Source organism: Caballeronia sordidicola, from assembly GCF_002220365.1.
Taxonomy (GTDB): Bacteria; Pseudomonadota; Gammaproteobacteria; order Burkholderiales; family Burkholderiaceae; genus Caballeronia; species Caballeronia sordidicola_C.
The window spans coordinates 1-8,843 of record NZ_MTHB01000244.1; the positions used below are offsets into that span (position 1 = coordinate 1).

The window sequence follows — 8,843 nt, forward strand, 5'->3', positions numbered from 1 at the left end:
CGTTGCACCGGTTGCCGGGTTCGTCTGCGTAGCGGTGATGTCATGTGCGCCATCTGCCAGCGGCGTGACCGGCGTGAACGTCCAGTTGCCAGACGGGTTCACCGTGGTCGAACCAATTTCAACGCCCTTGTCTATCACGTGCACGACATCACCTGCCACGCCCGTGCCTGAAATCGCCGGATGGTTGTCGTCGGTCGAACCGTTCTTCGGAACCGCACCCGTGGTGGGGCCGACGTTATCTGTCACACCGCTAATACTGGGAGGATCAGGAAGGACCACGGTCCCAGACGGGATAGTTGAAGCGAACGTTGCGGACGAGTTGCTGCCCGCTCCCGTGGCAGGGTCGGTTGCCAAGGCGGTAAAGGTATGGCTGCCCGCTTTGAGCACTGCGGTGGTGGAGAACGTCCACGTACCGTTAACACCCACGATGGCCGTGCCAAGCAAGCGGATTCCGTCGTACAACATAATGATGTCGCCCGGATCTCCCGTACCCGCGATGACCGGCATGCTGCTGTCTGCCGTGCTGCCCGCCGGTGCGTGCCCAACCGATGTAATGACCGGCGTGGTCGGCGTTTGATTTTGAGATAACATTTACTCTGCCTCAGTTAGCTGTGAAATAACACGACGGCGAACCCGTTCTTTCCCGAATTAATTTGCACGTCGTCTACGCGAATACCACCTGATAAAATTAAAACGTGGCAGTTCCGTATGAAGTCGGGAGTCTGCGCTGCGTATTAAATTGCGGGTACCAGACATTTCCTAAATGCATCGGGAAGTGGGCGCACGGAAGTGCGGACACCAAGGTGCCAGGTGCGCCGGTCCGCTCCTGGCTGGGCTTCAAGGTATCGAAAAGTGTTCTCGTGGTCGAGCACGAAACTGAAACGGTAATTTTCTAATTTGTAACCCTTGCTTCTTAATTTTTTATCTTGCACTACTAATTAATTCATAAAGCGGGCAATTTACATTTTGTAGTTTCATTTAACAGCAAAGCGACTTCTCGCATTTGCAATATCCACGCAAAGTGTTGCAAGTGTGGAATTGGCAATTTCTATCCTGATAGCGTGTCCGAGTCTTTCTTTATAGCAATGCGCAACGCGAACAGCACCAAACGGGCAAGTAAAAAGGCCGTTGCAGGATGCATCCTGAAACGGCCCAACTCTTACCTTGTCAAACCAGCAGAACGTTCAGCCATGCTCCCGTTGTGTCTGCTTAGCTATGCAATGCGACTTGCAGTCCTTGCTGAACCAGCAACTCCGCTTGCGCGCCCGAGTGCACGTGCACGTCATACGTCACGCCGCCTGTGTGAGCGGTGCCATGCTGCTGCCATTGCCCGTCGGTCACGCCCGCAATGTGCGCGTTCGATACATCCACCGTATCGCCATTCGAATCGCCATTCGAATCGTTCAAGATCACCTGATGCTTGCCGTCCTTCTGGAACAAGTCATGTTCGCCCAGGTTCAGTACATCCGTCAGCGAAAGCTTCGCATTGTTCGAATGGTCGGCAAGCCCGGTCGCGGCCCTATCCGAAACGTTCGCTGTCGTCTTGGCGGAGAGCGAGGTGAGGTCGAGGATCGGCTGGTCACCCGCGACGTGTATCGCTACCGTTGCACCACCCTTCGCGGTTTCCGTCTGCGTCACGGTCTCTGCGTGAACCAACGCTGGAGCCGCGACTACGTCCGGCGTCGCGCTAACAACGACCGTGTGGTCTGCCGCTACGGCGGGAATCGGCGTAGCCTGGTCGGCATGGTCCGCGATTGATGGCGCATTGCTGACCGAATGAACGGCCGAAACGGGCGCCGCCTGCACAGTTGTCGAAAAAGGCTCCGACGAAGGGCTGCCGTCGCCCTGACTATCCAATGTGAGCACAGTGATGCTGTGGGCGCCTGCCTTGAGTACGGTCGTTGGCGTAAGCGACCAGTTCCCGCTTGCATCGGACATGACCGTTCCGAGGAGCCTGATACCGTCGTACACGAGGATTGAGTTATTCGCGTCGGCCGTGCCCGTAATGACAGGTTGAGCACTATTTGCCTTACCGCCGGCTGCCGCACTGCCAACAGAAGTGATAACGGGCTTTGTAGGAGTGTTCGTTTGCATTTTTCGTTCTTTGTTGTCGTGAAATGGATGAACCACGAGAACCCGGGGATTGCCCGGGGTTTCGCCATTCACCTGTTGCGCCTTGGTGCCGCATGAGTAGCGAGCACCTACCCCAAGTCAGGGATCGCGATTCTGACAATGAAGTAAATGTTTACATACCGGACATTTCCTAAAACGTGATGCGCGCCTCTCTGACACATTGAATGAATGTCAAAGCGCAAAAAAGGCCGGTCAGCATGGGCTGAACCGGCCTTCGCATGCACGCTTTCTGAAGCGCGTTTGCTCGCGGGTCTAACCTTGGCGGCCCTTCACGTCACTCAATACCTTATCGACGATTTGCGAGGGCGGTAGTGCAATATCCACTTCAATGGCTTCGTCCGGCCCCGGCGGCTCGAGCGTATCGAGCTGACTTTGCAAGAGCGCGGGATCGAAGAAATGCCCTTTGCGCGTCTTGATCCGCTCTTTCAGCAATTCGGGCGTTCCCTTCAAATAAACGAAGGTCACGTCTTTGTCGCCTTCGCGGAGAATGTCGCGGTACACGCGCTTGAGCGCCGAACACGCATACACATGCGTCGTGCCGTCCGCCTGTTTCTCCACAATCGACGCACGGATCGCCTTTAGCCACGGCCAGCGATCCTCATCGGTGAGAGGAATGCCTTTGTGCATCTTGTCCTTATTTGCCTGACTATGAAAACTGTCGGCATCGGCGAAATCGCAGTTCAGCCGCTCGGCCAGCATCTCGCCGATTGTCGTCTTGCCGCACCCAGATACACCCATCGCGATCAATATCATCAAATTCTCCTTACACGACCGTCGCAAGCGCGAAGGTCAGCCCCAAACCCATCACTGAAATAATCGTTTCGCAAAGCGACCACGTCTTGAACGTCTGGCCGACCGTCATGCCGAAATACTCCTTGACCAGCCAGAAACCACCGTCGTTCACGTGCGAGAAAATCAACGAACCGCACCCTGTTGCCAGCACCAGCAATTCCGCACTCACCGCGCCGTTCGATGCCGCCGCGATTGGCGCAACAATGCCGCACGCGGTCGTCATGGCGACCGTCGCCGAACCGGTGGCAAGGCGGATCAGCGCGGCCACGAACCAGCCGAGCAGCAACGGCGACAAATGCGCCGCCGATGCCGTGGCCACGAGTTGCTGCGAAATGCCACTCTCGCGCAGCACATTGCCGAAACCGCCGCCCGCGCCCACGATCAACGTAATACCCGCAATAGGCGCAAGGCAGTCGCCGCAGAATTTCTGGATCTGCGCACGATCGAATCCACGCGATGCGCCGAAGCTCCAGAAGCTGAACAACACTGCTATCAGCAACGCGACGTCGGAGTTGCCGACGAAGTGCAGCAAGTCGTTCGGCAGCGTCTTTGGCGTGGAGATCAGATCAGCCCAGCTGCCGATCAGCATCAGGATCACCGGCAGCAGAATGGTGAACAACGTAATGCCGAAGCCCGGCAGTTCGCGCGTCTCGCCTTCCTTGCCGGAATCGATGAATTGCGCCGCCAGCGGATTGTTCTCCGGCAACTTGATGTACTTGTGGATCAGCAGAGCGAATAGCGGACCGGCAACAATAGCCGTTGGTATGCCGACGATCAGCCCGTACATGATCGTCCGGCCAATGTCCGCGTGATACGCCTGCACAGCGAGCAGCGCGGCCGGGTGCGGCGGAATCAGGCCGTGAACCACGGAGAGCCCGGCGACCATCGGCAAGCCAATCAGCAGCAGCGACTTCTTCGTGCGTTTCGCGACGTTGAATGCAATGGGAATCAGCAGCACGAAACCGACTTCAAAGAAAACCGGCAAGCCGACGATAATCGCCACGCACAACATGGCCCAGTGAATGTATTTTTCACCGAACCAGCCGATCAATGTATTCGCGATGCGTTCCGCGCCGCCGGATTCGGCCATCATCTTGCCGAGCATGGTGCCGAGTCCGACCACGATTGCTATATGACCCAGCGTATTGCCATTGCCGGTTTCGAATGCCTTCACGATCTTGTCCATCGGCATGCCGACAGCAAGACCCAATAACAGTGAAACGATGATCAGTACGAGAAACGGGTAAACCTTGTATCGCGTGATCAGCAAGATCAGCAGCGCAATGGCGATAACCGCGTACACCAGCAGCATGCTGCCGTGAACAGGCTCCATGACACGCCTCCTTCGGTTGTTAGCGTTTTTGTTTGGTCAGCGGTACGTTTGCCGTCACTCAGGCATTCAGGCATTCAGGCATTCATGGATGCACAGGTTCGGCACGCGCACACGCAATCGGCGAGTAACTGAGACGGGATTTTACTTGCAGCGCCCGAAACCTGCGCAGTAAGCGTTCCCGAATGCGAAAAAGCCTTTGCGGCGCGCTGATCGCGCGCGCCGCAAAGGCTTTTGTTTGGTTCTCTCTTGTTGCTTACGGTGACACTGGACTAAATCAAGTCCGGGTAGGCGCTAGCGTGCTGGCCGCTCGCGCGAGACGCGTGACTTCTTCCCAGTTCTGCGCAGCCAGCGCCGCCTTGGGCGTCAGCCACGATCCGCCCACGCACACCACGTTCGGCAGCGCCAGGAAGCTGGGTGCCGTTTCCGCTGTGATGCCACCCGTCGGGCAGAATTTCAGGCCGGGGAATGGACCGTTGAGCGCTTGCAACATGGCCAGGCCGCCCGCCTGTTGCGCCGGGAAAAGCTTGACGATTTCGTAGCCGAACTCCATCGCCTGGATAATGTCAGTTGGCGTCATCACGCCCGGCAGCAATGGGAGACCGCAATCGAGCGCAGCCTGGTGAATGTCTCTCGTCAATCCCGGTGACACCCCGAATTGCGCGCCGGCCTTCTTCGCCTGCCCGCAATGCTCGGGCTTCGTGATCGTGCCAACACCAACCACGATATCGTCAGCCAGATGGCTCGCGCGCTCGATGGCTTCCAAACCCGCCGACGTACGCAGCGTGATCTCGAGTACCTTGACACCGCCGGCATGCAACGCACGCGACACGTTTTCGCCCTGCTCGACCGACTCGAAGGCGAGGACCGGAATCACCGGCCCCAGACGCACGATTTCGCTTACCGTTTTCATTTGACTGCTGCTCCTGTTGTGTGTGCTGCGTGTGCTGCGTGTGCTGCGTGTGCTGCATGTTCTGCGGTGTCGCAAGACGCGTTCTCGCCGACCATGGGACCGAATACCGATGCCCCCAGTTCCGCCGGCATGGCCGCCGCGCGGAAAACGCCGAAGAGTTCGCGCCCGAAACCGACTTCATTCGCCGCCTGATGTTTCGGCTGCTCGACTTCACGCGCCGCCCATTCTTTCTCGTCGATCTCTACATCCAGCACGCCTTTGTTCGCGTCGATGACAATCATGTCGCCCGTGCGCACCTTGCCGATGGGACCGTGCAGCAACGCCTCCGGCGAAATGTGGATCACCGCCGGCACCTTGCCCGACGCGCCCGACATGCGCCCGTCCGTCACCAGCGCGACATGGAAGCCCTGATCCTGCAACACACCCAGAAGCGGCGTCAACCGGTGCAACTCCGGCATGCCGTTCGCCCGCGCGCCCTGGAAGCGCACGATGGCCACAAAATCGCGCTTGAGCTCGCCCCGGTCGAACGCTTCCTGTACTTGTTCTTGCGACTCGAAAACAATGGCCGGCGCTTTTACGTGCCTGTGCGCGTCCGCCACCGCCGAGATCTTGATCACGCCGCGGCCAAGCTTGCCGTGCATCAGGCGCAGGCCGCCATCGGGTGCGAATGGTTCTTTGTGGCTGCGCAGCACTTTTGTGTCGTGACTTGTTTCGGTGCCATCGACCCATTGGAGCTTGCCATCAATCAGTTTCGGCTCGCGGGTGTAATGCTTCAGGCCCTTGCCCGCGACGGTCTTCACGTCTTCGTGCAGCAAACCGGCTTCTAATAAATCACGGACCAGGAACGCAATGCCGCCCGCCGCGTGGAAATGGTTCACATCGGCCTTGCCGTTCGGGTAGATCCTTGCGACCAGCGGCACGGCTTGCGAGAGTTCGTCGAAGTCATTCCAGTCAATCACAATCCCTGCCGCACGCGCAATCGCCACCAGGTGCAGCGTGTGATTTGTGGATCCACCCGTTGCCAGCAACGCGACAATGCCGTTGACGATCGATTTTTCATCGACGACATGGCCCACCGGCGTGTAATGACCGCGATCCACGGTGAGTTCCAATACGCGCTTTGCCGCTTCGGCGGTCAACGCGTCCCTCAAAGGCGTGTGCGGATGGATGAACGCCGAACCCGGAAGATGCAGGCCCATGACTTCCATCAGCATCTGGTTGCTGTTCGCCGTGCCATAGAACGTGCAGGTGCCGTGGCCGTGGTAGGCGGCCGCTTCGGCTTCGAGCAACGCGTCGCGGTCGCATGCGCCCATCGCGAATTGCTGGCGGACTTTGGCTTTGTCGTCGTTGGTGAGGCCGCTCGTCATGGGGCCGGCCGGCACGAAGATGGTCGGCAAATGGCCAAATTGCAGCGCACCAATCAGCAAGCCCGGAACGATCTTGTCGCAGATACCGAGGCACAGCGCAGCGTCGAACATGTTGTGAGTCAGCGCGACGGCCGTGCTCATTGCAATGACTTCGCGCGAAAACAGCGACAGTTCCATGCCCGCGTTGCCCTGCGTGACTCCGTCGCACATGGCCGGCACGCCGCCCGCGAATTGCGCCACGCCGCCCGCTTCGCGTGCGGCGTGCTTGATGATGTCGGGGTAGTTCTTGAACGGCGCGTGGGCCGACAGCATCTCGTTGTACGACGAAACAATGCCGATATTCGGCTCGCGAATCGCCTTGATCGAGATTTTTTCCTGACCTTCAAGGCCGGCGAATCCATGCGCCAGGTTCGCGCACGACAACGCGCCACGCGCAGGAAAATGGCCCTGCGCGCCATCGATCCGCGCCAGATACGCTGCACGGGTCGGCTTGCTGCGCTCGATCACGCGCTGGGTGACTTTGTTCAGATGCGAATGCGGGGAAACCATCGAAACTCCTTCGCCTGGGGCGGCGAGCGGGCGGTTAGCGGCAGCTAACGCCGGGTTGAACGGTCGCGGTGGCTTTGAATTTTGAGATGGCCCGCGCCATGACCATCGATTCTAGTAGAAAAACTACATACATTCCATCTGGAAAACCCTTACTTTGGGTCAAAGTCTTCTGTGATGGCTTACTTTGGATATCCATCGTCAATAGTGAATGGTTTCTGGTAACACTTTGTCTTGTAGTTTTTGTACATTTTAGCGAATCAGCTATAGTCCACGCATTTCCAGCATAGGATGAGATTCCCGATGTTGCTGTCCCAAGTCGAAGCAATGCGTGAACAATTGCGCCCTTCTGAGCGCAAGCTTGCTGATTACGTGATGGAAGCGCCGCGCGAGGTTCTCGATCTGGCGATGACCGACTTCGCCACGCGGGCCGGCGTGAGTCAGCCGACCATTGCGCGGTTTTGCCGGGCGCTCGGGTTTTCGGGGTTTCGCGAATTCAAGATCCGGCTCGCGCAGAGCATTGCATCCGATGTCCCGGCGCCTGCGGTGTATCGGGACGTGCGACCCGATGAACCCGCTGCCGGCGTGGCGGCGAAGGTGCTTGACAGGACTATCGGCGCGTTGCTGCAGGTGCGCAATAGCTTGTCGTCGGATAGCGTGGCTGCGGCAATCTCCCTGCTCGCCGACGCGCGGCGTATCGAGTTTTATGGTGCGGGCGGCTCGGGAATCGCAGCGCTGGATGTGCAGCACAAGTTTTTCAGGCTGGGCGTGCCGAGTGTTGCGTATTCCGATCCACATACCTATACAACGTCTGCGGCGCTGTTGGGTGCGGGCGATGTCGTCGTGGTAATTTCGAATACGGGTCGCACGCGGGATATTCTGGATGCGGTGAAATCGGCGCTGGCCGGTGGCGCGAAGGTTATTGCCATCACGCACGGCAATTCCCCGCTGGCGCGCATGGCGAGCGTGGGATTGTTCGCGAACGTGGATGAAGATACGGACATCTTTTCACCGATGACATCGCGTGTATCGCATCTGGCTATCGGCGATATTTTGGCGGTCGGCGTGGCGCTGGCTAGAGGCCCTGAGTTTGCGGAAAGATTGGCTGAGGCGAAAGGCGTGCTGGATAGGCGGCGAGTAGGGAATTAATCCTCGCCAAGTTCCGAAGGCACAAAAAAAGCGGGCTCTTCTAAGAAGAGCCCGCTTTTTTACATCTACAACACCAGCAAAAGCTTACAAGACCAATCCTTCGAGAAACCCGGCTCTTGCGAACCGGATTCCTCTCAGATCAGACTTCGATTACCACTGGTACGAAGCACCAGCACCAACCGTCGTACCCGCTGCCGACCAACCCGCGCCCACGCGCACCTTGATGTTCTGAAAATAAGTAACCAAATCAATGGGTTACTGATTCCAGAAGTAACTTCTCAATAACCCGGGGCGAGCACCACGCGCCGTGCTGTGTTATTTGATCTGCGCACGCGGTCGAGGTAGCCGATAGCTTCGTTGCGTGCGCTCATGATTGCGCTTGTAAACTGCGGATGACGATGTTAACGTTTGTCGCACCAACATCATTTGATCCGCACTCGTGACTCTTCCAAAAAAATTCTCACTACCCGACATCGCTCGAGAGGGACTAACGCCGTCGGAGCTTGAAGTGCTAGCGTGGGTAGAGAAACTGACGGACATCGCTAATGACTTGCAGGATGAGTCTGAGCAACTGAAACAGGAAGCAGCTCAGCTCAGGAAAACCAGGAAGCGC

At 57.9% G+C, this 8,843-nt stretch carries 7 protein-coding genes; 1 reads left to right on the top strand and 6 read right to left on the bottom strand.

The window, feature by feature from the left end; genetic code table 11:
* The 6 genes from BSU04_RS33780 to edd all read right to left on the bottom strand — a co-directional run.
* Positions 1 to 591, bottom strand: a 591-nt coding sequence (locus BSU04_RS33780; RefSeq protein ID WP_218827382.1) for an Ig-like domain-containing protein, incomplete at its 3' end; no start/stop codon positions are given.
* Between the two features lie 618 nt (positions 592 to 1,209).
* On the bottom strand, positions 1,210 to 2,094 hold the full coding sequence (locus tag BSU04_RS33785) for an Ig-like domain-containing protein (RefSeq protein ID WP_144021435.1): 885 nt from the start codon (positions 2,092 to 2,094) through the stop codon (positions 1,210 to 1,212).
* Between the two features lie 291 nt (positions 2,095 to 2,385).
* Complete coding sequence (locus BSU04_RS33790; RefSeq protein ID WP_089164620.1) at positions 2,386 to 2,886, bottom strand: gluconokinase; 501 nt, start codon at positions 2,884 to 2,886, stop codon at positions 2,386 to 2,388.
* Between the two features lie 10 nt (positions 2,887 to 2,896).
* Positions 2,897 to 4,258 carry a GntP family permease gene (locus tag BSU04_RS33795; RefSeq protein WP_089164621.1) on the bottom strand — a complete coding sequence of 454 codons (1,362 nt, stop codon included), beginning with the start codon at positions 4,256 to 4,258 and terminating at the stop codon, positions 2,897 to 2,899.
* A gap of 274 nt (positions 4,259 to 4,532) precedes the next feature.
* Positions 4,533 to 5,168: a bifunctional 4-hydroxy-2-oxoglutarate aldolase/2-dehydro-3-deoxy-phosphogluconate aldolase gene (gene eda, locus BSU04_RS33800; protein ID WP_089164622.1), complete on the bottom strand. Its 636-nt coding sequence runs from the start codon at positions 5,166 to 5,168 to the stop codon at positions 4,533 to 4,535.
* The gene (gene edd / locus BSU04_RS33805) at positions 5,165 to 7,084 is read right to left on the bottom strand and encodes a phosphogluconate dehydratase (RefSeq protein WP_089164623.1); all 1,920 of its coding nucleotides are present in this window, start codon (positions 7,082 to 7,084) and stop codon (positions 5,165 to 5,167) included. The genes eda and edd overlap by 4 nt, the downstream gene beginning before the upstream one ends.
* A 300-nt stretch (positions 7,085 to 7,384) precedes the next feature.
* Between edd and BSU04_RS33810 the strand changes: the two genes are divergently transcribed.
* Positions 7,385 to 8,230, top strand: a complete 846-nt coding sequence (locus BSU04_RS33810) for a MurR/RpiR family transcriptional regulator (RefSeq protein WP_089164624.1) — start codon at positions 7,385 to 7,387, stop codon at positions 8,228 to 8,230.
* Positions 8,231 to 8,843: the final 613 nt, after the last annotated feature.